At 49.9% G+C, this 25,700-nt stretch carries 24 protein-coding genes; 12 read left to right on the top strand and 12 right to left on the bottom strand.

Annotation, left to right across the window (positions count from 1 at the left end):
- Nucleotides 1-111: 111 nt before the first annotated feature.
- The 8 genes from WBL83_RS10865 to pspA form a co-directional block, all read right to left on the bottom strand.
- On the bottom strand, nt 112-957 hold the full coding sequence (locus WBL83_RS10865) for a carbohydrate ABC transporter permease (RefSeq protein WP_424589149.1): 846 nt from the start codon (nt 955-957) through the stop codon (nt 112-114).
- Nucleotides 954-1,826 carry a carbohydrate ABC transporter permease gene (locus tag WBL83_RS10860; RefSeq protein ID WP_424589372.1) on the bottom strand — a complete coding sequence of 291 codons (873 nt, stop codon included), beginning with the start codon at nt 1,824-1,826 and terminating at the stop codon, nt 954-956. The genes WBL83_RS10865 and WBL83_RS10860 overlap by 4 nt, the downstream gene beginning before the upstream one ends.
- 20 nt (nt 1,827-1,846) lie before the next feature.
- Nucleotides 1,847-3,139, bottom strand: a complete 1,293-nt coding sequence (locus WBL83_RS10855) for an ABC transporter substrate-binding protein (protein WP_424589148.1) — start codon at nt 3,137-3,139, stop codon at nt 1,847-1,849.
- Nucleotides 3,140-3,154: 15 nt separating this feature from the next.
- Complete coding sequence (locus tag WBL83_RS10850) at nt 3,155-4,840, bottom strand: sugar phosphorylase (protein ID WP_424589147.1); 1,686 nt, start codon at nt 4,838-4,840, stop codon at nt 3,155-3,157.
- 189 nt (nt 4,841-5,029) lie between these two features.
- The gene (gene pspD, locus WBL83_RS10845; protein ID WP_115628476.1) at nt 5,030-5,260 is read right to left on the bottom strand and encodes a phage shock protein PspD; all 231 of its coding nucleotides are present in this window, start codon (nt 5,258-5,260) and stop codon (nt 5,030-5,032) included.
- 148 nt (nt 5,261-5,408) lie between these two features.
- Nucleotides 5,409-5,768, bottom strand: a complete 360-nt coding sequence (gene pspC / locus WBL83_RS10840; protein ID WP_424589146.1) for an envelope stress response membrane protein PspC — start codon at nt 5,766-5,768, stop codon at nt 5,409-5,411.
- Complete coding sequence (gene pspB, locus WBL83_RS10835; protein WP_424589145.1) at nt 5,768-5,995, bottom strand: envelope stress response membrane protein PspB; 228 nt, start codon at nt 5,993-5,995, stop codon at nt 5,768-5,770. Before pspB ends, pspC begins: the two co-directional genes overlap by 1 nt.
- A gap of 61 nt (nt 5,996-6,056) precedes the next feature.
- Nucleotides 6,057-6,728: a phage shock protein PspA gene (gene pspA, locus WBL83_RS10830; RefSeq protein WP_424589144.1), complete on the bottom strand. Its 672-nt coding sequence runs from the start codon at nt 6,726-6,728 to the stop codon at nt 6,057-6,059.
- Nucleotides 6,729-6,898: 170 nt separating this feature from the next.
- Here pspA and pspF point away from each other — a divergent pair, with 170 nt between their 5' ends.
- From pspF to sapF, 7 genes are all read left to right on the top strand, one after another.
- Nucleotides 6,899-7,897: a phage shock protein operon transcriptional activator gene (gene pspF / locus WBL83_RS10825; protein ID WP_424589143.1), complete on the top strand. Its 999-nt coding sequence runs from the start codon at nt 6,899-6,901 to the stop codon at nt 7,895-7,897.
- Nucleotides 7,898-8,112: 215 nt separating this feature from the next.
- Nucleotides 8,113-10,032 carry a tyrosine-protein phosphatase gene (locus tag WBL83_RS10820; protein ID WP_424589142.1) on the top strand — a complete coding sequence of 640 codons (1,920 nt, stop codon included), beginning with the start codon at nt 8,113-8,115 and terminating at the stop codon, nt 10,030-10,032.
- 178 nt (nt 10,033-10,210) lie between these two features.
- Nucleotides 10,211-11,863, top strand: coding sequence for an ABC transporter substrate-binding protein SapA (gene sapA / locus WBL83_RS10815; RefSeq protein WP_424589141.1), 1,653 nt, complete (start codon nt 10,211-10,213; stop codon nt 11,861-11,863).
- Nucleotides 11,860-12,825: a putrescine export ABC transporter permease SapB gene (gene sapB, locus WBL83_RS10810; protein WP_424589140.1), complete on the top strand. Its 966-nt coding sequence runs from the start codon at nt 11,860-11,862 to the stop codon at nt 12,823-12,825. Before sapA ends, sapB begins: the two co-directional genes overlap by 4 nt.
- Nucleotides 12,812-13,702, top strand: a complete 891-nt coding sequence (gene sapC, locus WBL83_RS10805; RefSeq protein ID WP_424589139.1) for a putrescine export ABC transporter permease SapC — start codon at nt 12,812-12,814, stop codon at nt 13,700-13,702. Before sapB ends, sapC begins: the two co-directional genes overlap by 14 nt.
- Entirely contained in the window at nt 13,702-14,694 is a 993-nt protein-coding gene (sapD, locus tag WBL83_RS10800) for a putrescine export ABC transporter ATP-binding protein SapD (RefSeq protein ID WP_424589138.1), read from the top strand. The genes sapC and sapD overlap by 1 nt, the downstream gene beginning before the upstream one ends.
- Nucleotides 14,694-15,500: a putrescine export ABC transporter ATP-binding protein SapF gene (gene sapF, locus WBL83_RS10795; protein WP_424589137.1), complete on the top strand. Its 807-nt coding sequence runs from the start codon at nt 14,694-14,696 to the stop codon at nt 15,498-15,500. Before sapD ends, sapF begins: the two co-directional genes overlap by 1 nt.
- A gap of 48 nt (nt 15,501-15,548) precedes the next feature.
- On the opposite strand, the gene WBL83_RS10790 is transcribed toward sapF, so the two are convergent.
- A complete protein-coding gene (locus WBL83_RS10790; protein ID WP_424589136.1) occupies nt 15,549-15,959 on the bottom strand; it encodes an SRPBCC domain-containing protein in 411 nt (136 codons plus the stop codon).
- Nucleotides 15,960-16,206: 247 nt separating this feature from the next.
- Between WBL83_RS10790 and fabI the strand changes: the two genes are divergently transcribed.
- The 4 genes from fabI (at nt 16,207) to WBL83_RS10770 (ending at nt 22,287) form a co-directional block, all read left to right on the top strand.
- Nucleotides 16,207-16,998, top strand: coding sequence for an enoyl-ACP reductase FabI (gene fabI, locus WBL83_RS10785; RefSeq protein WP_064546403.1), 792 nt, complete (start codon nt 16,207-16,209; stop codon nt 16,996-16,998).
- Nucleotides 16,999-17,271: 273 nt separating this feature from the next.
- On the top strand, nt 17,272-18,429 hold the full coding sequence (locus WBL83_RS10780; protein ID WP_424589135.1) for a CMD domain-containing protein: 1,158 nt from the start codon (nt 17,272-17,274) through the stop codon (nt 18,427-18,429).
- A 101-nt stretch (nt 18,430-18,530) separates the two neighbouring features.
- Entirely contained in the window at nt 18,531-20,465 is a 1,935-nt protein-coding gene (locus WBL83_RS10775; RefSeq protein WP_424589134.1) for an exoribonuclease II, read from the top strand.
- Between the two features lie 295 nt (nt 20,466-20,760).
- Nucleotides 20,761-22,287, top strand: a complete 1,527-nt coding sequence (locus WBL83_RS10770; RefSeq protein ID WP_424589133.1) for a sensor domain-containing diguanylate cyclase — start codon at nt 20,761-20,763, stop codon at nt 22,285-22,287.
- Nucleotides 22,288-22,473: 186 nt separating this feature from the next.
- Here the strand turns inward: WBL83_RS10770 and WBL83_RS10765 are convergent, their stop codons facing one another.
- From WBL83_RS10765 to WBL83_RS10755, 3 genes are all read right to left on the bottom strand, one after another.
- On the bottom strand, nt 22,474-23,748 hold the full coding sequence (locus WBL83_RS10765) for a Y-family DNA polymerase (protein ID WP_424589132.1): 1,275 nt from the start codon (nt 23,746-23,748) through the stop codon (nt 22,474-22,476).
- Between the two features lie 2 nt (nt 23,749-23,750).
- Nucleotides 23,751-24,170, bottom strand: coding sequence for a translesion error-prone DNA polymerase V autoproteolytic subunit (locus tag WBL83_RS10760; RefSeq protein ID WP_424589131.1), 420 nt, complete (start codon nt 24,168-24,170; stop codon nt 23,751-23,753).
- A gap of 217 nt (nt 24,171-24,387) precedes the next feature.
- Nucleotides 24,388-24,735, bottom strand: a complete 348-nt coding sequence (locus WBL83_RS10755) for a hypothetical protein (RefSeq protein ID WP_424589130.1) — start codon at nt 24,733-24,735, stop codon at nt 24,388-24,390.
- Between the two features lie 249 nt (nt 24,736-24,984).
- Between WBL83_RS10755 and WBL83_RS10750 the strand changes: the two genes are divergently transcribed.
- On the top strand, nt 24,985-25,659 hold the full coding sequence (locus WBL83_RS10750) for an SOS response-associated peptidase family protein (RefSeq protein WP_424589129.1): 675 nt from the start codon (nt 24,985-24,987) through the stop codon (nt 25,657-25,659).
- Nucleotides 25,660-25,700 lie beyond the last annotated feature (41 nt).

Raw genomic sequence — 25,700 nt, 5'->3', positions numbered from 1 at the left:
TCAACTCCAATGTTTAAATTTTGTGGGGGATGACGCTGCGCTTATCCACCCTACTAAGGCTACATATGATTTTCGTAGGTCGGATAAGCGCAAGCGCCATCCGACAAGTGTTCAACCTTTAACGCCACCCGCGGTCAGGCCACTTTTGATAAAGCGCTCGGAAAGTGCGTACATCACCACCACTGGCAGTGCGGTTACCAGCGAAGCCGCCATCATTCTTCCCCACACGTAATCCGGTGTGCTAAACAGCGTGCTTAACCCTACTGGCAGCGTGAAGTTTGCAGAGCTGGAGAGGAAAATTGAGGCAAAGAGATAGTCGTTCCACGCCACCATAAAGCAGTAGACGAACACTGAAACCAGTCCGGAAATCGCCAGCGGTACGGTGATATAAAAGATGATTTGCAGGCGGTTTAAACCGTCCATCATCGCCGCCTCTTCAATCTCATCGGGAATGGTGTCGAAGTAGCTTTTCAGCATGAAGACCGCGGTGGGCAGAGTCTGGGTAACCATGGTGATAATCAGTGCCAGTTCGGTGTCGTAAATCCCCAGTGCGGTAATGATTTTGAACAGGGGAACTACCAGCAAAATGCCGGAAAACATGTATACCGCATAGAAACTGGCGTTGATGGTCATGCGCCCTTTGAAGCGCAGTTTGGAGAGTGCATACGCGCCGAGAATGCCAATCAACACCGCAATTCCCGACGAAATCAGCGACACCACCAGGCTATTTTTGAAATACGTTAAAAACGGGAAAATAGTCGGGTTAAAAATGTCGATGTAGTGCTGCAAGGTCCACTCTTGCGGGAAGATGGTCGGATGTAGCGAAATCGCTTCTTTCGGGCTTTTAAATGAGGTCATCAGCATCACGAAGAACGGGAAAAGCGTGACCACCAGGAAGAGTGCCAGCCCACAGTAAAAGCCCGCGCGCCCTAACAATTTACGGTTATTTGCAGTCATTTGAGGTTCACCCGTTTTCTGGTCAGCAGGATCACTGCGAAGATGATGACGAACAGCACCACTGATATCGCGGCTGCTTTACCTAAGTCATTAAAGGCAAAGGCCGTTTTATAGAGATAGACGCCGAGAATGTTGACTTTGGTAGTCAATAGCCAGACATCGGCAAACATGTAGAACATCCAGATGGTGCGCAGCGTGATGACGGTCGCCAGCACCGGCATAATTGCCGGGAGGGTGACAATTTTGAATTTCTGCCAACCGTTCGCGCCGTCCATTTCAGCCGCCTCGTACAACGATTTATCGATAGTCTGTAAAATCGCCAGGAACGAGATAAATGCATACGGGAAGTAACGCCAGACGGCGAAAAGCACCACCAGGAAGAAACTGCTGCCAGGGTTGTCAAACCACAACGGTGCTTCGTCAAACATGTGTAGCACGTCCACGCCAAGGTAGTTCACGATCCCGTACCCGCTGTTGAACATGTATTTCCATGCAAATACCAACGAGATAGATGGCGTAACATAAGAAAGGATCACCAGTGAACGGGCCGTTTTGCGTAAACGAAATTCGCGGTTGAAAAACAGCGCTACGCCCAGCCCTAAACCCGTACTGCCCAGCACGACCAACGCGGTGTACCAGAAAGTGGTCCATAACGATTGCCAGAACGCTGCTTCGCTGAGGATATTGATGTAGTTTTCCAGCCCGATAAACCGCGAGCTGATGTTGGGGTTAAGCGGCAAGCGCAGAAAACTGATTTCGATGTTCGATAGCATCGGCCATGCCACTAATCCCCCCAGCAACACCAAGCTGGGGGCAAGCAACATCATGGCAAATGGCATATCAGAGCGGCCTGAGAACCACTTTTTCATCATGACTTATCCTGTAGGGTTCAGTGCTGCTTCATCAATTCGACAATGCGCTGTTGGCTGTTATCTAACGCCGGAACAGTGGCTTGCTTGCCGACCGTTACCTGGTTGACCATTTCACTTAAAATTGCGGAACCAGTGATATCGCCCATACGGGTAAAGTTTTTCTCCCCCACCGAACCAAACACCTGCACGTTGGGGAACTGGGCAATCAACTCGGCAGGCAAATCGCCGAAGGCTTTAATCACTTCGTTATTCTTGTAGCTATCGGTTTGTACTACCGCTTTGGTGACAGGTAACGCAGCGCCCGGAGACATCAAAACCCAATCGGCAGAGTTCTGAGCTTTTTCCATGTAGGAGACAAATTTCTGTGCCGCTTCTGTCTCTTCTTTGCTTTGGCCAGAAGTGATCGTCAGCGAGGTGATCATGCCGTACACCGCCGGGGATTTTTCTGTCGGTACCACGAAGCCGAGATCCTGTGGCGAACCGTCTTTATAGAAAGCAGGCAGAATGTAGGTGGAATAGACCGCCATTGGCGTGGTGCCATTCATGAAGGCGTCTTTGATTTCCATAACATCGTTGGAGCCCGGCATGGTGTACTGCGCGAGATCGCGATAATAGTTGAGCGAAGCCAGCATTGCTGGGGAGTTAACGGTGACTTTACCGTTGGCATCAAATACGTTTGCCCCGTTAGAGAGCGCAAATTGAGAGAAGGTTTGCTCCGTCATGACGCTTTCTGCGGTCGGTAAGGCAATGCCGTATTTCTTACTGGCACTGTTATTCATGGTGCGCGCCGCATTCAACAACTCCGTCCAGTTTTTCGGCTCACTCACCCCGGCCTTCGCCAGTGCGGATTTGCGATACCAGATACCGCCAAGCCAGGCACTGATGGGTGCGCCGGTGTAGGCGTTACCATCTTCAGTGCGCACCACGCGCAAAATGCCGTCATAGAAACTGTTTTCACCCACGCCTGAGATCACCGTTTTAATGGCGTCGCGGTCGATCAATTGCTCTTTATCCATGACTTTGGCGTAATCGTGGCTGACTTCGATAACTTCTGGCAATGAGCCAGAACGAGCCAGGGTGATCACTTTGGTGTTATAGGCATCCTCTTCAACAGGCACCTGTTTCACCGTGATTTGCGGGTTTTCCTGGGAGAAACGTTCAATCAATTTGCTGATAACGGCCTGGCGTTCCTGCTCTACTGACGAATGCATAAATTCAATCGTGATGTGTTGCGGATCGTCCTGTTTACAACCTGAGAGCAAAGCAGTGGCTACCAATGCTGTTAACAGCATTGTTTTTGATGTTTTCATGGTTATTCCCTTATATTAATAGCTAAGCCATAACACCTGGTAAGATTGCATTTCGTATGTTGCCTTTCCATTAATTTTCAGACCCGTCATTAAGTCCTCAAAATTATATTCAGGCAAAGTGACTGACTGCGTTTTATCTCTCATGTTAAACAAAGCGAGAATACGACTGCCATTTTCTGCGGTTCTTTTAATCTCTAACAGGCTGTCATTAATACTTTGCGTTTCAAAAGTGCTATCAGGATGGAATGCAGGCTGTTTTTTACGAACATTAATCAGGTGCGATAATTTTTGGTATACCTGCTCACGCAATGTATTTTCACCACGCAACTGGCTTTCAATTTCATCCAGCTCATACTTTTGACGGTTAATCGCCCGGTTATATCCGAGTTTTTCGACGCCAGCATAGTCGTTACGTGAACCAAGAATACTTTGCACATAAATAGCAGGCACACCCGGGAAGGAGAGTAAAATGGCATGAGCAAGAATAAAGCGAGCCAATCTTTCTTCATCACTGCTATCACGGCGATTAAGTGCATCCATATAGGTGACATTTATTTCATACGGACTACGCGTACCATCTGGATTATTTTTCCAGTTTACCAGCGCCCCTTCATCCTGGAGGTTATTCACCAGCTGTAAAATATCTTCCTCTGGCAATATCCCGCGCAACGGGTTGAGGCCAATACCATCATGCGATGCGAGGAAGTTAAACCAGGTCGTGTTGCCATGATTATCATCACCCAACGAATTGGCCCATTGGCTTAATACCCGGGCAGAACCGGTATGAATGGCATGGAGCACCAGCGGCGGTAGCGGGAACTGATACACCATCTGCGCTTCGTCATGACCGTTACCGAGATAGGAAATATTGTCCTGGTGCGGAACGTTAGTCTCGGTGATCAATACAGTTCCAGGTGCGACTTCATCGACCACGGCACGGAACAGCTTCACCAGTTGATGGGTTTTCTCAAGGTGAATACAGCGTGTTCCAGGGGTTTTCCACATGTAGCCCACGGCATCGAGACGAATATAATCCGCACCCTCTTTCAGATAGTGAAGCAACACATCGACCATCGCCAATAGCACCTGCGGGTTGGCAAAGTTTAGGTCGATTTGATCGTCACTGAAGGTGGTCCAAATATATTCTTGCGAACCATTTGCCAGTGTGAATGGCGAAAGTAAGGGTAACGCTCGCGGACGAGTGACAGCAGATAAATCAGTATTCGGATCGACCGAAATAAAGAAATTCTGATAATCAGGATTTCCCGCCAGATAGCCCTTAAACCAATTGCTTTTTGCCGATATATGATTACAAACAAAATCGAACATAAGCCGTGTTGATTTATTTAATTGCCTGATATCTTGCCAGTCACCACACTCAGGGCTGACCTGATGATAATCAATAACTGAGAAACCGTCATCAGACGACCATGGGTAAAAAGGCAATAAATGGATATGAGAGAATGTCTTATTTAGCCACTCATTATAAAAACCACTGAGGGTTTTTAAGGTTTTTTCATTTTTATGGTGAAATTGATCGGCGTAGGTAATTAACACCACATCAGTTTCATCCCATCCCTGCTTTCGCTTTTGCAGATGCCGACCTTTGCCCTGCCCGACCTTAGAAATAAATGCCTGCATGACAGATTCATCTAACTGACTGTCGTAAACGGATGAGAGCAATTCTATAATTTTTTTCATTTTGATTTTCCATGGGAGCGGTACCACGGAAAGCGAGACTACTCCCGGTTTATTTTTCTGTCAACGCAGTGGGAACTGAAGATTAATATTTGTGAGGTAACGCAAATTAAAATGAAACAGCAGAGGATGGAAAGGTAGAGAGGGGGAATGTTCCGCTCAAAAAAGAGCGGAACAGGCAGGCAAGGAGAATTACTTCACTGACGGGCTGCTGTAACGCGCTGAAACTTTGCGCAAAACTTTTGCCATCATGGGTTCAAGAATCAGTGCCAGCAGCATTTTCAGCGGGCGACGCGCTACAGATTTAACTGCCCAACCCGCGACGCCTGCGGGGCCATAACGCAGAGCCGTCAGCAGCACTAATTTGCCAACGATTTTCAGGCCTGGCTTCGCTTTGTTTGCAGCCGTCTGGAATTTGGACATGAAACCTCCGGTGAAACGGTTAAGGATATTAGGACAAAGCCTTTTCCCAGGTCGGATAAGCGTAGCGTCATCCGACAATTCGCGGAAAATGGTGGATGACGCTATCGCTTATCCACCCTACAACCCCCCCATCACTCTTTATCGAGCATTAAAGCTGGCGGAAACGGCTACGTAACGTGAAGGTATCAGAGGTTATATAGCGTTCCATGGAACGCAATCGCTGCTCACCCGCCGCTAATTCAGCATCGACTTCATCGAGCAAATCACGGCTGGTAGGTTGCGGCTTTACCTGATCAGCACCCGCAGGCATCGGATCAAGGATAAAAGTCAGTGCGATGTAGGCCACCATGACAAAAAAGAACAGGCCAAAAATCATCGCTAAAAAGGTAATGAGGCGTACCAGTTTCACTGGGACATCAAGGTATTGTGCAATACCTGCACACACCCCTTTCACCATCCCTTTTTCAGGGATACGCCACAATTTACGACCGGAAAATGAATTCACCATTATTTGTCTCTCCAGTTCGGATGTTCTGCATCCAGGATCTGCTCCAGCGCCTGAATACGTTCACGCATACGGCGTGCTTCGTCAGTCAGTTGTGCCAATCGCTGTTGTTCGCCCTGAGAAAGTTGCCCGCCATTTTCAGCGCGATTGTTGTAATGCAACCACAACCAGATGGGGGCGACAAACAACACAAAAATCGTTAACGGGATGGCAATAAAAAGCGCGCTCATGTGTACTCCTTACAAGTCTGGCACGACTGCGGCATTGCCGGGCAACGCCGCAGTGTGTTAATTATCCACGATCCTGGGTGTTCATTTTAGCTTTCAGCGCAGCCAGTTGTTCGCTGATTTCGTCATCTGCTTTCAGCTCTGCAAATTCTGTCGCGAGGCTTTTTTGTTTGCCGAAACCGTGGCTTTCCGCTTCAGACTCCATCTGATCAATACGGCGCTCGAAGGATTCAAATCGAGCCATCGCTTCGTCGATTTTGCCGCTGTCTAACTGACGACGCACATCACGTGAAGACGATGCCGCCTGATGACGCAGCGTGAGTGCTTGCTGGCGCGCGCGGGTTTCGCTGAGTTTGTTCTCAAGCTCGCCGATCTCTTTTTTCATACGCGCCAGAGTTTCATCGACATGCACCACTTCATCGTCCAGGGTGGCGATCAGGTCGGTCATTTTTTGTTTTTCAATCAATGCCGCACGTGCCAGATCTTCTTTATCTTTACGCAGTGCCAGCTCCGCTTTTTCCTGCCATTCGGCTTGCTGAGCGGTAGCCAGTTCTACACGGCGGGAAAGCTGTTTCTTTTCAGCCAACGCACGAGCCGATGTGGAGCGGACTTCAACCAGTGTGTCTTCCATTTCCTGAATCATCAGGCGTACCAGCTTCTGCGGATCTTCTGCTTTCTCAAGCAGTGAGTTGATGTTGGCATTCACGATGTCGGCAAAACGAGAAAAAATACCCATAATTCAATCCTCTTTAGTCATTATTTCAGGTGCCTGGCACCCTGCACAAAATACTTTCACGAAAACACTTTGCAAGCGGTGTGCCAACTTTTTATTTGTTTGATTTTAAAGAGAATGATTAAATTTGACTCATCTTGCATAACGGTTATAGTGGTTAAATTCACTAACTATTGGTTAATTTAATCATGGTAGATAGCAAAGATAACCTGATTGGCGAGGCAAACAGTTTTCTCGAAGTGCTGGAGCAAGTCTCGCGGCTGGCTCCCCTCGAAAAGCCCGTGTTAGTGATTGGCGAGCGCGGGACAGGTAAGGAGCTGATTGCTAACCGCCTTCACTTTTTGTCACGTCGTTGGCAAGGACCTTTTATTTCTCTTAACTGCGCAGCACTGAACGATAATCTGCTGGACTCCGAGCTTTTTGGCCATGAAGCCGGTGCCTTTACTGGCGCACAAAAACGCCATCCGGGGCGCTTTGAACGTGCCGATGGCGGCACGCTGTTTCTGGATGAACTGGCGACCGCGCCGATGATGGTGCAAGAAAAATTATTGCGCGTGGTGGAATACGGCGAGCTTGAACGTGTCGGTGGTAGCCAGCCGTTACAAGTGAATGTGCGTCTGGTTTGCGCGACCAACGCAGATCTGCCAAAACTTGCAGAAGAAGGGAAATTCCGCGCTGACTTGCTCGACCGCCTGGCATTTGATGTCGTCACACTGCCCCCCTTACGCGAGCGCCAGCCCGATATCATGTTGATGGCTGAGCATTTTGCGATTCAGATGTGTCGCGAGCTACAACTCCCGTTGTTCCCGGGTTTTACCGAAGACGCGCAGCAAACTCTGCTGAACTACGCCTGGCCGGGGAATATCCGCGAATTAAAAAACGTGGTGGAACGTTCAGTTTATCGCCATGGCACTAGCGACGAGCCGGTTGACGACGTCATTCTTGACCCGTTTGCACGGAAACCTGCACCTTCGGTGCCGCGTGAGGAATACCACCAGACTTTACCGATGGATCTACGTACCTGGCAAAACGAGCAAGAGAAAGCGCTGGTGGAACAAAGCCTGAAACAGGCGAAATACAGCCAACGTAAAGCCGCGGACCTGCTCGGGCTGACATACCATCAGTTACGCGCATTGCTTAAAAAACATCAGGTTGTGCAGACCGGGGAATAATAAAAATTAATGGCTGGCATCTCCCGCCAGCCATTATCTTTATCCTTTCGAAATATCCAAACGACTCACCTTCCCTCTCTGTTTCTCTGCTTTCAAAGAACTTTGTCAGCGCTTAATTAGCCTGCTTATCACTCCTTCGCTGAAGTTGAAACAAATCCTTAACAAAGTATCCCTACAATCAGCGCCGCTTCGTTTAACTCATTTAAGGATTGCTTTTGAAACTCACAAAAACCTACGCAGCAACAATTGTTTATCTCTTGTGCTGTGGCGCTCAGGCGGCCGATCTCACATTAAATACTCCGCGTTTGCAGGGCATGGATAATTTCCGTGATGTGGCAGGGACAACGACGGCCTATACCACCCGCAATGATGGCGTGATGCGTGAAGATGTGTTTTATCGTTCGAATGCGTTAACGCCGACGCCCGCCGATCTGGCCATTTTGAATACGTTGAATATCACCACCGTGGTGGATTTGCGTACCCCAGCAGAAATCGCCACCACACCCGATACCCTGCCTGGCGGCGCAAAATATATCAATGTCGACCTGATTGGTCAGTCCGGTAGCACCAGCAGCATTACCAGCTCACTGGCAGGAATGAATGCGGCAAGCGTGAATACCCTGATGGAAGACGGCGAGCGCAATTTCGTGACCAACAATTATGCACGTCAGGGGCTTTCGCAAGTGTTCCGGGAGCTGGCCGAAGCTGACGGTGCCGCTTTGTTCCACTGTACCGCTGGCAAAGACCGAACCGGCTGGACGGCAGCAATACTGCAATCAATAGCGGGCGTCGATTCCGCCACGATTATGCAAGATTACCTTGCCACCAATGAATATACCGCTGCCCGAATCAATGCCACCGTAGCAGCACTTCCGGCATCCATGGGCGAAACTTACCGCACGTTGATGGGGGTTCAGGCCAATTGGTTACAAGCGGGATTCGATCAAATTCTGATTAGCTATGGCAGCGTTGATAATTATTTGAAACAAGGTCTGGGTTTGGATCAGGCAACCCTTTATGTGCTTCGTGGGAAAATGGTGCGCTACGTGCAGCTACCCGGCCAGCAGTCCTTCAGCGGAAATGCCGCCGCAGGTGCTGCATTCCTGATAGCACTACAGGATTCCCCTCTTTCCGGGCGTTACACCGCTTATAACTATTTCCTGCAATCGGCCATCGACAGCGGTTCGCTGGGCGGCATGGAGAAGCGCATTGGTGGGCAAGTTCATGCGGATGCGCAAAGTTATCTGTTGCGTGGGGCCTCGCAAATCAATGACAAAATCGCCCCCTGGACCTCTGGCGATCAACTGGCAGTCGGTGATGCAACGGTCTGGATGAGCGGAATGGACGGTTATCTCGGCACTAATGGCAGTGACGCGCATAGCAGCAGTAATGAACATTCTGCGGGCGCAATTGTCGGCAGTACCTGGCGCCTGCACCAACAAGCATCGATAAACGGCGGCGTGGGCTACAGCCATGGGCAAGTCAGCAGCAATGGGGATGAAGTCAAAACCAACTCGACATTTATCACCCTCGGCGGCCGCTACGCGTTACACAATTTGCAAGATGGGCTGTACGGCAGCTTGCAGGGTAATGCTGGATATATTGATTACCAGAGCGATCGCCGCCCCGGTGAAGGTTTTGATACCGCCACAGGCGACAGCAGTGGTCAGTTCTATAGTGCACGGGCAAATATCGGTTGGCGGGTTCCGGGGGTTGTGACCTTTGATCCCAGCCTGGGTGTGCAAGTCACGCATCTGCATATGGACGATATTCAGGAAACCGGCAGCGAAGTGGCAATGGATGTGGATGGCAGCAACGAGACGCAAACCAGTCTCGTAAGCAATCTGGATATCAACCTGAAGCCATTCACACCGGGAAACTGGACGCTGATCCCAGGTCTGAATGTCGGTTATGAACGCTTACTCAGCGATGCACAATCCACTTCGCACGGTACGCTTTATGGCATCGGCATTGACCAGGTGTCGGCGTTTAACAGTGACAACCTGTATAAAGCAGGAATTAATCTGAGTGCAGCAACGGGCAATGTCACTCTTGGCGCAGGCGTCAATGTGCTGGCAGCAGACCACAGCAGCACCGGTTTTAACGCAATGATTAGCGCAAGCGTGGCATTCTGAGTCGCATAAATTCGGCCTTCTGTTCATCGATGGAAGGCCGTAACGCCGCAAAAAACAGCATTTCATTACCTTTTTTACTGGCATTGTTTATAAAAAAAGCAAAATAGCCTGACATATTTTGGGAAGGCTTCAAGAGTACGATACACTTTGCCTATCACCCGTGAAAACTCAAAAACTTATGCGCGCAATTGTATCTTCCCTGTTACTGGCAGTTAGCTGCCTGAGTGGCGTAGCTTTTGCTGCACCACCGGCGGCAACACCTGTCCCAAAGCCAGCAGATATCCGTAACAGCGGATTTGTTTATTGTGTCAGCGGTCAGGTCAACACCTTTAATCCGCAGATGGCGAGCGGCGGTTTGACGGTAGACACCCTTGCCGCACAGTTATATGACCGCTTATTAGACGTCGATCCTTATACTTATCGCCTGGTACCAGAGTTAGCTGAGAGCTGGGAAGTGCTGGATAACGGCGCTACTTACCGCTTCCATCTGCGCCCAAACGTTCAGTTCCAGACTACCCCCTGGTTTAAACCGACCCGCGCACTCAATGCCGATGATGTGGTGTTCAGCTTCCAGCGTGTTTTTAACCGCGACCATCCATGGCACAACGTCAACGGCGGCAATTACCCCTATTTTGACAGTCTTCAGTTCCCGGATTCGGTAAAAAGTATCCGTAAGCTGGACAGCAACACGGTTGAGTTCCGCCTTGAGAAACCCGATGCCTCGTTCCTGTGGCATATGGCGACGCATTACGCTTCAGTAATGTCTGCGGAATACGCCGCACAACTGACTAAATCCGATCGCAAAGAGATGATGGACCGCGAACCGGTGGGTACCGGCCCGTTCCAGATCAGCGAATATCGTTCCGGGCAATATATTCGCCTCGCGCGTCACCCTAAATTCTGGCGCGGCGTACCGTTAATGCCGCAAGTGGTGTTGGATTTGGGCTCAGGTGGTACCGGGCGTTTATCAAAGCTTATTACCGGCGAATGCGATGTGCTCGCCTATCCTGCCGCCAGTCAGTTGACGATTTTGCGTGATGACCCGCGCCTGCGTCTGACTTTGCGTCCGGGGATGAACATCGCTTATCTGGCATTCAATACCAATAAAGCGCCACTAAATAACCCGGAAGTACGCCATGCGCTGGCACTGGCGATTAACAACCAGCGCCTGATGCAGTCGATTTACTACGGCACCGCTGAAACTGCCGCTTCTATTTTGCCGCGCGCATCATGGGCCTATGACAGCGACTCCAAAATCACCGAATACAATCCCACCAAAGCTCGTCAGCAATTAAAAGCACTGGGGCTGAATAATCTGGAATTGCGCTTGTGGGTGCCAACCAGTTCGCAGGCGTGGAACCCAAGTCCGTTAAAAACTGCGGAACTTATCCAGGCGGATATGGCGCAAATTGGCGTGAAGGTGATTATCGTGCCGGTCGAAGGTCGCTTCCAGGAAGCGCGATTAATGGACATGAATCACGATCTGACCCTCGCGGGTTGGGCTACGGACAGTAATGACCCGGATAGCTTTTTCCGCCCGATGCTAAGTTGCGCGGCGATCCGTTCGCAGACCAACTATGCTCGCTGGTGTGATCCTAAATTTGATGAAGTGCTGCAAAAAGCGTTGTCTTCTCAGCAACTGGCGTCACGCATCGAGGCTTATCGCGAAGCGCAGGATATTCTGGCTGAACAGTTGCCGGTGCTGCCTCTGGCTTCCTCGCTGCGCCTGCAAGCCTATCGCTACGACATTAAAGGGCTGGTGCTAAGTCCATTTGGTAACGCATCGTTTGCGGGTGTTTCCCGTGAAAATGTTGAGGTGAAAAAACCATGATCATCTATACCTTGCGCCGCCTGCTGTTATTGCTGGTGACGTTGTTTTTTCTGACCTTTATTGGCTTTAGCCTCAACTACTTTACCCCGCACGCGCCATTACAAGGTGCGTCGCTGTGGAACGCTTGGGTGTTCTGGTTTGAGAGTATCCTGCACTGGGATTTCGGCGTTTCGAGTATTAATGGTCAGTCGATTAACGAACAGTTGAGTCTCGTATTCCCGGCGACGATGGAACTCTGTTTGCTGGCGTTTGGCCTGGCCCTGCTCATCGGTATCCCGGTGGGGATGCTGGCCGGCATCATGCATAACAAATGGCAGGATAAGCTTATCAGTGCGCTGGCGCTGGTCGGTTTTTCAATTCCGGTATTCTGGTTTGCGCTACTGCTGACGATGTTTTTCTCCCTGACGTTAGGCTGGTTGCCTGTCTCAGGACGTTTCGACTTGCTCTACGAAGTGAAGTCGGTAACCGGTTTTGCCCTGGTGGACGCGTGGTTGTCTGACTCGCCGTATCGTGACGAAATGATCCTGAGTGCCATACGCCATATGATTTTACCGGTCGCGACGCTTGCCGTGGCTCCTACTACTGAAGTGGTGCGCTTAATGCGCCTGAGCACCATTGATGTGTTCGACCAAAACTACATTAAAGCTGCGGCAACGCGTGGCTTATCACGCCTGACGATTCTCCATCGCCATGTGCTGCACAATGCGCTACCACCGGTTATTCCACGCCTGGGTTTGCAGTTTTCAACCATGTTAACTCTGGCGATGATCACCGAAGTGGTGTTCAGCTGGCCTGGGCTTGGACGCTGGCTTATTAATGCGATCCGTCAACAAGACTACACCGCCATTTCTGCGGGCGTCATGGTCATTGGTTCACTGGTTATCATCGTGAACGTTATCTCCGATATTTTGGGTGCTATGGCTAACCCACTGACACATAAGGAATGGTATGCCTTACGATAGCGTCTATCGCGAGAAGCGACCGCCGAGTACGCTGCGACTGACCTGGCGAAAATTTTACGGCGACACCACAGCAATGATTGGCCTGTATGGTTGCGGGGCACTGGTGCTGTTGTGTGTGTTTGGCAGTGTTTTTGCACCTTATGGTATCGATCAGCAATTCCTCGGTTATCAATTGTTGCCGCCGTCGTGGTCACGTTATGGCGATGTTTCGTTCTTCCTCGGGACGGATGACCTGGGGCGCGATGTATTAAGCCGCCTGTTAAGCGGTGCCGCGCCTACCGTCGGTGGTGCGTTTGTTGTGACGCTTGCCGCCGCCGTGTTCGGGATCATTCTGGGTGTCTTTGCGGGTTCCACACATGGCCTGCGATCGGCGGTGCTCAACCACATTCTGGATACGTTGTTATCGATTCCGACCCTATTGCTGGCAATTATCGTGGTGGCGTTTGTCGGGCCGCATCTGGTCCACGCCATGTTCGCGGTGTGGCTGGCGTTATTGCCACGCATGGTGCGTTCGGTCTACAGCGCCGTGCATGACGAGCTGGAAAAAGATTACGTGGTGGCCGCTCGTCTGGATGGCGCTTCCACGCTCAATATCCTGTGGTTTGCGGTGATGCCCAATACCGCCTCTATCCTGATTACTGAAATCACCCGCGCGCTGTCCATGGCGATTCTGGATATTGCAGCACTCGGTTTTCTCGATTTGGGCGCGCAGCTTCCGTCGCCTGAATGGGGCGCGATGTTGGGTGATGCACTTGAGCTGATTTATGTGGCGCCCTGGACCGTGATGCTGCCCGGCGTGGCTATAATGATCAGTGTGTTGCTGGTCAACTTGTTGGGCGATGGATTACGCCGCGCAATCAATGCGGGGGTGCAATAATGCCATTACTGGATATCCGAAATCTCACCATCGAATTTATGACTTCCGATGGTTGGGTCAAGGCCGTTGACCGCGTCAGTATGACACTCAACGAAGGGGAAATCCGCGGTCTGGTCGGCGAATCAGGTTCGGGTAAAAGCCTGATTGCGAAAGCCATTTGTGGCGTCACCAAAGACAACTGGCGTGTTACCGCTGACCGTATGCGGTTTGATGACATCGACCTGTTACGTCTGAGCGGACGAGAGCGCCGCCGTCTGGTTGGTCACAACGTTTCGATGATCTTCCAGGAGCCTCAATCGTGTCTTGACCCGTCAGAACGCGTCGGGCGCCAGCTGATGCAAAACATCCCTGGCTGGACGTTTAAAGGCCGTTGGTGGAAACGTTTTGGCTGGCGTAAACGCCGTGCCATCGAACTGTTGCACCGCGTGGGAATTAAAGACCATAAAGATGCGATGCGCAGTTATCCCTACGAACTGACGGACGGCGAGTGTCAGAAGGTGATGATCGCCATTGCGCTGGCAAACCAGCCGCGTTTGTTGATTGCCGATGAGCCGACAAACGCCATGGAGCCGACCACGCAATTGCAGATTTTCAAATTGCTGACCCGCCTGAATCAATACAACAACACCACGATTTTACTGATAAGCCATGACTTGCAGATGTTGAGCAAATGGGCGGACAGAATCAACGTCATGTATTGTGGGCAAACGGTGGAAAGTGCACCCAGCGAAGAACTGATCACCACCCCGCACCACCCTTATACGCAGGCGCTCATCCGTGCTATTCCTGACTTTGGTAGCTCAATGCCGCACAAAAGCCGCCTGAATACCATGCCAGGTGCCATCCCGTTGCTGGAACATTTGCCGATGGGGTGTCGACTCGGGCCACGTTGCCCTTATGCGCAACGTGAATGTATTGAAACGCCGCGTCTGACAGGGGCTAAAACACATTTATATGCCTGCCACTTCCCGCTGAATATGGAGAGTCAGTAATGGTCGAAACGCTACTCGAAGTGCGTAATTTAAGTAAAACGTTTCGTTACCGAACAGGCCTGTTTCGTCGTCAGCACGTTGACGCCGTAAAACCGTTGAGTTTCACCTTACGAGAAAAACAGACGCTGGCGATTATTGGTGAAAACGGCTCAGGTAAATCTACGCTGGCAAAAATGCTGGCGGGCATGGTGGAGCCGACTACGGGTGAAGTGGTGATTAACGACCATTTGCTGCACTACGGTGATTACACCTATCGTAGCCAGCATATTCGTATGATTTTCCAGGATCCCAGCACCTCGCTGAATCCTCGCCAACGTATTTCGCAGATCCTCGATTTCCCGCTGCGTCTTAACACCGACCTTGAGCCGGAAGCGCGTCAGAAGCAGATAATCGAGACGCTAAGAATGGTGGGATTGCTCCCGGATCACGCCAGCTATTATCCTCACATGCTCGCCCCGGGTCAGAAGCAACGTTTGGGTCTGGCCCGGGCATTAATTCTGCGTCCGAAGGTAATTATTGCCGATGAAGCGCTTGCGTCGCTGGATATGTCGATGCGTTCTCAGCTGATCAACCTGATGTTAGAACTTCAGGAAAAACAGGGTATTGCCTACATTTATGTGACTCAGCATATCGGTATGATGAAGCACATCAGCGATCAGGTGATGGTTCTGCATCAGGGCGAAGTGGTCGAACGTGGAAGCACGGCGGATGTGCTCGCCTCCCCGCTCCACGACTTGACCAAACGCCTGATTGCCAGCCATTTTGGCGAGGCACTGACCGCAGATGCGTGGCGCAAAGACCGGTAGTCGTTAACATCTCATTGCAGGGTGGATTAAGCTTTCCACCCTGCCAATTTACGGTAGCGCTTCAACATAACGTGCAAAATTCTCCAGAATCGCCTGCCAGCCGTTCTTTTGGTGCTCAACGGGATACTGGTCATCAGGGTCAAATTCCAGACGAACATCAACGCCCTTTTCTGCCGGTAGAAACTCGACCTTCGCCTCTCGTTCGCCAAACTTATATTCGATCAGTTCATACGGCACAATTCGGGTATAAACGCCTGCAAAATCAAAACCCATGCTGCCGTCTTTGGCTTCCATGCGAAATGAAAATGGCCCGCCTTCACGAAAATCGACAGCTGCGGTCGGCGTGTGCCAGTCAGGAGATGCGGTATTCCACTGCTTAATGGCTTCCGGATCGATATAAGCCTGCCAAACCTTCTCAACGGGCGCATCTACCCGCGTTGCGACATTGATCTTCATCATTACGCTCCACCAGTGAGTGAACAGGATTGAAAATTTCCTCCTAAAGCGTAGTACGTGAATCATGCTCTGGCTGTTCCGACCTCTGGCGATGGGATAACCAGTCAGGCGGGGTGGTAAAAATAAGGTGACACAACAGGCGCTGAGTGGGATATAATTTCACTTTCGTGTTGAAAAATTGTGACTAATCAATCGTAACCGAATGATTTTAAAGTCATAAAATAAGCAGAAACTATAAGGATTCAAAGCTATGGGTTTTCTTACCGGTAAGCGCATTCTGATCACTGGCGTCGCCAGTAAACTCTCCATTGCCTACGGTATCGCACAGGCGATGCACCGTGAAGGTGCTGAACTGGCTTTCACTTACCAGAATGAAAAACTGAAAGGCCGTGTTGAAGGCTTCGCAGCTGATCTGGGTTCAAGCCTGGTACTGCCGTGTGACGTGGCTGAAGATGCAAGCATCGATGCAATGTTTGCTGAGCTGGCTAAAACCTGGCCGAAGTTTGACGGTTTCGTTCACTCTATCGGTTTCGCACCAGGCGACCAGTTAGATGGCGACTACGTGAATGCGGTTACCCGTGAAGGCTTCAAAATCGCTCATGACATCAGCTCTTACAGCTTTGTTGCGATGGCAAAAGTTTGCCGCGAAATGCTCAATCCAGGTTCTGCTCTGCTGACTCTGTCTTACCTCGGTGCTGAGCGTGCAATCCCTAACTACAACGTGATGGGTCTGGCTAAAGCATCTCTGGAAGCTAACGTGCGCTATATGGCGAACGCGATGGGTCCTGAAGGTGTGCGTGTTAACGCCATCTCTGCTGGCCCAATCCGTACTCTGGCTGCGTCTGGCATCAAAGATTTCCGTAAAATGCTGTCACATTGCGAAGCGGTTACTCCGATTCGTCGTACTGTGACCATCGAAGATGTGGGTAACTCTGCAGCGTTCCTGTGTTCAGATCTGTCTGCCGGTGTTTCCGGTGAAGTTCTGCACGTTGACGGCGGTTTCAGCATCGCTGCAATGAACGAACTGGAACTGAAAGACTAATTCAGTTCTTTACGGGGTGGGCATCCGTCTGCCCCGTGACTACCACCTTTCTCCCCCCTTCTTTCCGCCCCTGTTTTTCCTTAGTTATACCTTTCCGATATTTATTATCACCGATCATTCTTTTGTCGCCTTCCATGCTTACGCCAGGATAAAGCAGCGAATCAGGCCGTCAGGGTTTTCTCCGGGCTTGTATACCCAAAATAATTCGAGTTGCCCCAACGCGCAGGCAACGTGAAGTATGAAGGGTATAAACTCTTTGACCAAGGAACAACCATGGAACAACGCCGCATCTCTGGCAAAGGCCACTGGTATCATGAGACTCAGTCCAGCCGCAGTGACGCCGTATTACCGCTCGTTCCCGAGGCCGCTTACCTCGAAGACCGTTTTTTACTCGATTTAGAATTGAGTGCTCAACAACGCGCATCTGAAGCTACATGGCTTTCTGTGGCGCGTGATGCCGCGAAATATTTGCTGCCTGAAACCAGCTCTGTCACCCGTTTACACACCCTAAGTTGTTATGACCGGCTAAGCACCGCACTGACGGTGGCGCAAGTGTATGGCGTGCAGCGGCTTTGTAACCATTACGCAGCCCGTCTGGCCCCACAACCCGGGCCTGACTCCTCACGGGAAAGTAATCGCCGTTTGACACAAATTACCCAGTACGCCCGCCAGTTGGCCAGCCAGCCCACCTTGATTGATGATGTTTCGCGCCAACAGCTCGATGAAGTCGCGCTTTCGGTGAATGATATGGTGACCTTTAACCAGTTGATCGGGTTTATCGGCTTTCAGGCGCGCGTGATTGCCATCTTTCAGGCGCTCCAGGGTTTACCTGTGCGTTGGCTGCCAGGTCTTGATACACAGCAGGACGCCAGCGCGGAGTTGTTCCTTGAGGGCGATAAAGTGTGGCAACCAGGCTTACCGCCTGTTGAACAACGTTATGCGAACACGGATCAGCTTGATGTGGTGAACCTGAGTCTGCCACAAAGCGTTTTAAGCCCGCTGGCCTGGCTGTTGGCACATGATGCTCAGCCGCTTTCTGTACTGAGTCACCTGACAACTCTGTTGCTCCCGGATGATGGCGTGACCCGTGACGATCGGGTACTGGTGAGTCTTCTGACGGCGCGCATTAACGGCAGTGTCAGTTGTTTTAGCGATGCGACGAAACAATGGCAGGGTGAAAGCAGTTTGCCCGAGGCGATACGCAATGGTGAACGCGCGTTACAGGCGTGGAGTCACAATCATCCGCGCGAGCGCGCCATTATTCAGGCGGTACGCGTATTAACTCGCGCACCAGGCAGTTTTAGTGCCGCCCAGCTTCAACCCTTGTTTGAACAGGGTTTTAGCCAGGATGATGCACTGCGACTGCTGGTGATTTCAGGATTATACGGTTGGTTGAATCGACTCAAAATCGGGCTGGGAAATGCCAGCTAGACATTGGATATCCCATGTTTTTACGCTAATCATCACTTGCTGCAAAGGGTGGTTTCGCGTAAAACTGTCAGCCGCTCTTTTGGCCACGAAAACTAAAAAATATGTTCCAGGATAACCCGCTGCTCGCGCAGCTTAAACAGCAACTGCATTCCCAAACTCCACGCGTTGAAGGCGTGGTGAAAGGCACGGAAAAAGGCTTTGGCTTCCTCGAAGTGGATGCTCAGAAAAGTTACTTTATTCCGCCACCGCAGATGAAAAAAGTGATGCATGGTGACCGCGTGAGCGCGGTGATTCATTCCGACAAGGATCGCGAAACCGCTGAGCCAGAAGAGCTTATCGAACCGTTCCTGAGCCGGTTTGTCGGCCGTGTACAACGTAAAGACGACCGCCTGTCTATCGTGCCGGATCATCCGTTACTGCGCGATGCGATTCAGTGTCGTGCCGATCGTAACGTGACGCACGATTTCCAGAATGGCGACTGGGCCGTTGCAGAAATGAAGCGCCACCCGCTTAAAGGCGACCGTGGTTTTTACGCTGAGTTGACGCAGTTCATCACCTTCGGCGACGACCACCTTGCGCCATGGTGGGTGACACTGTCACGCCACAATCTGGAGCGTGAAGCCCCTAACGGTGTTGCGACAGAAATGTTGGATGAAGGCCTGGTGCGCGAAGATTTAACCGCCCTGGATTTCGTCACCATTGATAGCGCCAGCACCGAAGATATGGATGATGCGCTGTTCGTCGAAGAGTTGGCGGACGGTAAGTTACAGCTGACCGTGGCGATTGCTGACCCTACTGCCTGGATTGCTGAAGGCAGCAAGCTTGACGATATTGCTAAAGTCCGCGCATTCACCAACTACCTGCCGGGCTTTAACATCCCGATGTTGCCGCGTGAACTGTCTGACGATTTGTGTTCATTACGTCCAAACGTCACACGCCCGGTAGTGGCTTGCCGCATGGTTATCGCGCAAGACGGCACGATTGACGCGCAAATTAACTTCTTCGTGGCCACCATCGAATCAAAAGCCAAGCTGGCTTATGACGATGTTTCTGATTGGCTGGAAGGAAAAGGCGACTGGCAGCCACCTGCTGAAGCCATTGCTAAGCAAATTCGCCTGCTGGAGCGCGTTTGCCTGAGCCGTGCTGACTGGCGTCGTACCCACGCATTGGTATTCAAAGACCGCCCTGATTATCGCTTTGTCCTGGGCGAAAAAGGCGAAGTGCTGGATATCGTCGCGGAGCCGCGCCGTATCGCGAACCGCATCGTTGAAGAATCAATGATTGCTGCCAACGTCTGCGCGGCTATCGTACTGCGTGAAAAACTCGGTTTCGGCATTTATAACGTCCATACCGGTTTTGATCCGGCGAACACCGAACAACTCGCCACGATGCTGCAAGGCCATGGCCTGGAAGTTGACGCGCAAGAAGTCCTGACCCTGAATGGTTTCTGCAAGTTGCGCCGCGAGCTGGATGCGCAGCCAACCGGTTTCCTCGACACCCGCATTCGTCGTTACCAGTCATTTGCTGAGATCAGCACCGAGCCAGGCCCACATTACGGTCTTGGCCTCGAAGCTTACGCGACCTGGACTTCACCGATTCGTAAATACGGCGATATGATCAACCATCGTCTGTTAAAAGCGATCATCAAAGGTGAAACCGCAGCCCGTCCGCAGGATGAAATTACCGTCCAAATGGCAGAACGTCGCCGCCTGAACCGGATGGCGGAACGTGATGTCGGTGACTGGTTGTATGCTCGCTTCCTGAAAGACAAAGCTGGAACGGATACCCGTTTTGCTGCTGAAATCATTGATGTCAGCCGTGGTGGAATGCGTGTTCGTCTGGTGGATAATGGCGCAGTTGCCTTTATCCCTGCCCCATTCCTGCACGCGGTGCGTGACGAAATGGTTTGCAGCCAGGAAAGTGGCACCGTGCAAATTAAAGGTGAAGTCGCCTTTAAAGTCACCGATGTGATTGATGTGACCATCGCAGAAGTGCGTATGGAAACGCGTAGCGTGATTGCTCGTCCAGCCATCTGACACTAAGTTTCAAAATCCTCTTAAAAAGCTGAACATGAGTTCAGCTTTTTTATGCTTGTTGTTCACGACTGCAAAACGAATAAGAGTGTGTAATTTTGCGCATAATTAAAACTGCGGAATTATAACGCGTGTTTATTTTCAATTAAGGGTAATATATCATCACTTAATTCAACCACATATGATTCCAGATAGATCAGTTCCATCAAACAATCTTATAATATCTCTTTAAACTTCTTATTAAGAGCTGAAACAATTTTAACAATAACACCTCAATGGATTTGGATTAATTGAGCAAATGAAAATAACTACAAACAAAGCCGTAACAATTTTAATGTTGATAATGCTTATACCTTTTATACTTATTTCAACTTGTACATTTTTCTACATTAGAAATAATACTGAGGAAAACTTTATTTCTACGATGACCCGTGTTACAGAAAACACATCTCAAGGAAGTATTGAACACCAGGTGAGTGAAATTAAATTCTTGCTACAATCCATCGTCGAAAGTCTTAGTGGTAATAACATTGATAACTATCTTTCTGCTCAACATACTGAAGTCAACAGCATCATCCCCTCGCTCATAAACTCAACTATATTTTTTAGAGCCGCGTTGATTTCAGACTTGAAGGGTCATTACCACTCTTACCCTGAAACAATAAAGCTCGTTAACTTCCACCCGATGGAAAGACCCTGGTATCCTAAGTGTGCAATAAAAGACGAGTTTTTCTTTTCCAAGCCTTATGTCTCATTAAATAAAAACCAGTATGACAGCGACACCAATAAATCCATCGCCGTCAGCATGAATATCTTTAACGAACAAGCCGTATTAAAAGGGAATGTCGCATTAAAACTCGATTTAAAGAGAATGAGTGAGATATTGCAACATAAAGTCATTCCTTTTCGCGGGCAGTTTAGAGTCGTGGCCAGAGATGGCAGTGTCATCATGCATGCCAATGCAAACGAGATTTTCACCAGTAGCGTCCCTCTCTCCTGGATAGAAAAAGCAACAGAGTTACATGGTTACTTTATCGATTATGACAGCGGAGTATATGTTTTTTATCGGACGTATAATAATCCTGACTGGATTGCATTCACAACGGTAAGTCTGGAGTCATACAACAACGTCTTACACTCTGCATTGCTACTGCTGTTTGCCACTATCGCTACCTGTATTATTATTTATCTGATTATCATGTTGTTGTGCAGGATTTATTTCAAACAATTACTCCATATGTTATTCATGAACATTCATGGAATTGAAATCCCCAAAGAGAGCGCAACCTTTGAGAATCTCACTTGTAGCATGCGACAGAAGCACAAGGAGAATGAAAAGGCGGAAAATATATCACTGACTGACAGCCTTACTCTGCTTGGCACTCGCAGAAAATTTGACCGTGATATCAAACAACTTATTGATAACAACACTTCATTCCATTTCGCCATCATTGACCTGGATAATTTTAAAACTATTAATGATACCTATGGTCACCATACTGGTGATTTAGTTTTAAAATTTGTGAGTCAGTCGGGTTTAGATGTGATTGCAAACCTTGGATCTCTTTATCGATTTGGCGGAGAAGAGATAACCGTGATTTTTCAGGCCTGTAGCTATGCAGAAAGTTATAACCATCTGGAGCAATGGAGGCTAACGGTCCAACAACGCAAATGGCGAGAAGATAACCTGCATGTCTCCTTCAGTTGCGGCCTGGCCACGTGGCTGGTGGGTGAAACCGCGGAACAGATCCTCGAGAAGGCAGACAAATTACTTTATATCGCTAAGCGTAAAGGTAAGAACTGCATCATACGGATTGAGGATTGATTGCTATCTGATTTTTTATTTTCCCATGACTGCGACTCGCCCAAAGCGGGCCGCAGTCATGACAAATAATCTCAGATGACTTTACTTCGACTGATAACGTCGGTATTCCTGCTGACAGGAAACCCAGCGGGAACATTCTTACTTTTAGCTTTTGCTTCCCCCCTTTAATTAACCCGATTAAATCCCTTACCTAACCTTCACCATCAGCAAATCAGACAAGCGAGTCGTATAGCGCGGAGACAACATTTCGCGCTTCATCTGCCATTGCTGTTGAATACCCTGCCCGGCAAAATAAAGCGCCCCTTTCCCATTCTTATGGTTGAGATGATCCAGCACTTCCATCAAGGCTGCGCTGTTCTTGCGCGGGGCATTGTCGTCAAAGAGATTGAGCTGAGCCACCCCCTGACTGAAAAAGTCGCCGAGCATAATTCCGGCCTTTTGATATCGGTGACCCTCTTTCCAGATTGCATCGAGGCAGCGCATCGCCGCCGCGATGATGTCACGCGTGTCCTGCGTGGGTGTAAGCAGCTTCACGGCGGCCTGATTCCCGTAGTACGGTTCATTCAGCGCAAAGGGACTGGTTTTGACGAAGGCAGAAATGTAACGGCAGTACTGATGCTCACGGCGAAGTTTTTCAGCACCACGTGAGGCGTAACTACAGATGGCCTGGCGCATGTGCTCGTATTCAGTGACGCGATCCCCGAATGAACGAGAACAAACAATTTCCTGTTTGGTCGGGGCAAACTCCTCGAGCGCAAGGCAGGGTTCGCCGCGCAATTCACGAACGGTGCGTTCAAGCACGACATTAAAGTGTTTACGGATAAAACGAATATCCGTGTCCGCAAGTTGTAATACGGTTTTTATACCCATCGCTTCAAGCTTTTTACTGATTCGCCGCCCCACCCCCCAGACTTCATCCACGGGGAAATAAGCCATCATTTTGCGTTGTCTTTCAACATTCGACATGTCCACAACACCACCCGTCTGCTGCTGCCATTTTTTTGCTGCATGATTAGCAAGCTTGGCTAAAGTCTTGGTTTGCGCGATCCCGACACCCACCGTCAAATGAGTGCGCAACAAAAGTGTGGCCCGAATCTCCCGACCAAAATCCTCCAGATCGCGACAGTTGCGAACGCCGGTCAGGTCAACGAAAGCCTCGTCAATTGAGTATATTTCACAGCGCGGCGACATCTCCTCAAGAGTCGTCATCACCCTGTCCGACATATCGGCGTAGAGTTCATAGTTCGAACTGAAGCAGACCACCCCACATCTGCGGAACAAATCCTTTTGTTTAAAATAGGGGGCTCCCATTGTGACGCCGATGTCTTTAGCTTCTGCGCTTCGGGCAATCACACAGCCGTCATTATTCGAAAGCACGACGACCGGTTTGCCCTTCAGGTCCGGACGGAAGGCGGTCTGACAACTCGCGTAAAATGAATTTACATCGACCAGAGCAAACATAATCAGCTCGTCGATTTGATGATGAAGGTCACCACACCAAAAATATCGAGCGTCTCTTCGCTACCGATGAGGATCGGCGAATAGGCGCTGTTCATTGGATTAAGCTGGACGGTGGGACGAAGCTGCAACCGTTTAACGGTAAACTCACCATCGACTGAAGCCACCACGATATCGTTATGCTCAGCAGCCCGGGAGCAATCAACAACCAGCAAATCCGTGTCGTTAATCCCCCCATCGATCATCGAGTCCCCCGCTGCGCGCACAAAGTATGTGGCCGTGGGATGCCTGACAACCAGGTCATGAATGTCTAAGCGTTGCTCGATATAGTCCTGTGCCGGGGACGGAAAGCCGCACTGCACCGGGTCGCTGAACAAAGGCAAAGTCATCACTTCTCGTAGCAATACCGGTTTAATAAGTTCCATTTGATACCCCCAATAAATACTGTATTTATATACAGTATATCTATCAATGGAACTGATCAAGCGAAGCGGTAACTCGGGCTGATGGTGTTTTGAGCAACCAGGATCAAAGGGCTTTATTGATGAAGGGATTACACGTTGTGTAAATTTTTCAGAATGGCTTCGGGGAGTATTCAGGCAACAGCCCGGCGGTATTGAGCTTCCAGTGTGAATACGACACTCAGAGCTTTAACTCGGGTACCAACGCATCCTCATTTTTCATACATAGTCTCCAGGCATTCCCTGGTGCGCCATTATCTAAAATTGACGACGTTCTGTACTCCACTGTGCGCAGATTTTCTGTGCCATCTGAAGCGGTAACCACATACTGGATGGTCGTCCAACGAACGTGGGTGGACATTCCCTGGGCTGCTAATTCGATGGTTTTATTTTTAACATCCTCTGCACATTGATGTGCGGCGGCATTGACACGTTGATATTTCTTTTCTTGCGGGGATAAATCGTTCTGGGTTGCGCAGCCCGTAAGAAGAATACCCGTTACAGCAATAACGCTCAGCTTTTTGAACATTCCTCATTCCTTATATGGCTAAAATCCCCCATGTAGAGGTATCACCATAATATTAGCCAATGTTCTCGCCTTTATTGAATAAATCCCACTATCGGGGTTAGCTCTCTCCCCCCGATAGCACTCAGCAAACCAGCGGACCTTGCCATGGTAAATAGCGGCAAATATTGGCTAATTTAATGCCACCAAATTTGCCCTCAAAATGTCAGTCATTTTGCCTCCATCTATACTTCAAGTTTACTGGAGGTGTGTATGTGCGGACGCTTCACTCAAATCCAATCCCGTGACGACTATCTAGAATTTCTTCTGGAAGAGGCCGGGCGCGATATTCCCTATGACCCCGAACCGATTGGTCGTTATAACGTCGCGCCGGGAACAAAAGTTCTCCTGTTGAACAATCGCGATGACTCTCTTCACCTTGATCCCGTAGTTTGGTCATACGCGCCTGGATGGTGGGATAAAGCTCCGTTAATAAATGCTCGGGTAGAAACGGCAGCTACCAGCCGAATGTTCAAATCGTTATGGAATCACGGACGGGCGATTGTGTTTGCTGATGGTTGGTATGAGTGGAAAAAGGAAGGAGATCAAAAGCAGCCGTACTATATCTACAGGAAAGATAAGAAGCCGCTTTTCTTCGCCGCTATTGGTAAGCAGCCGTTTGATATGGGGGATGAGGCAGAGGGATTTTTGGTTGTGACGGCGGCGGCCGATAAAGGCCTGGTTGATATTCACGACCGCCGACCATTGGTATTTGCACCTGAAGCGGCACTGGAATGGATGGATCCAGAGACTACCGGTGCACAAGCCAGCGAACTGGCCCATGAAGCGGCGGTACCAGCTGACGAATTTACCTGGCATCCGGTAACTCGAGCCGTGGGTAATGTGAAAAATCAGAGTACAGATTTAATCAGAAATATTGACCATTAATAACGGCTGTCAGCTGTCAGGGAGAAGCGGACATACTTATG

It is taken from the genome of Buttiauxella sp. (assembly GCF_049686335.1).
GTDB lineage: Bacteria > Pseudomonadota > Gammaproteobacteria > Enterobacterales > Enterobacteriaceae > Buttiauxella.
The sequence above is the reverse complement of the archived record's forward strand: the minus strand, read 5'-3'. Positions and strand labels throughout refer to the sequence as shown.